This is a genomic window from Bartonella sp. AA86SXKL, assembly GCF_042196885.1.
In genome coordinates, this window is sequence record NZ_JBHIRE010000587.1 from 1 (window position 1) to 538 (window position 538).

General features: G+C 34.0%; 1 pseudogene. It reads right to left on the bottom strand.

The window, feature by feature from the left end:
• A pseudogene (locus tag ACFIO5_RS13425) lies at positions 1-350 on the bottom strand (RNA degradosome polyphosphate kinase); the annotation flags it as partial.
• Positions 351-538 lie beyond the last annotated feature (188 nt).

Consider the following 538-nt stretch of genomic DNA (forward strand, 5'->3'; position numbering starts at 1 on the left):
TGACGTAAAATACTCAATTCTCGTAGTTGATTATCCTGCAAACACGAAATCTCAGCTAATACAAAATCAAGTTGCTCCTGCGGAGTACGACCATCTGCACTGCACGCTGTAACTCCAGCACGAATTTGAGCAGCAAGTCCAGCAACACGAACCATAAAAAACTCATCAAGATTTGTTGCTGAAATTGAAAGAAACTGTAACCGTTCTAATAAAGGATTCTTTGAATTAGCAGCTTCCATCAATACACGGTTATTAAATTGTAGCCATGAAAATTCTCGGTTAATAAACCGCGCCGGATTTTTCATTGTTATATCCGACAGAGAAATCTGATCTGCAACCGTTTTTTCCATATATTTTAGATATTTTTCCTTGTATACTCTCCAAAATTCTTATGAAGAAATATATCATATAACGCTTTACGATATGTTACCGTAATTACAACACATCAAGTCCCAATTTCTCTGATAGCATTTATATTTTAAAATTATCGCAATTATTCTTATAGACCAATTATTTTAAAAAGCACCTTGCATTATTA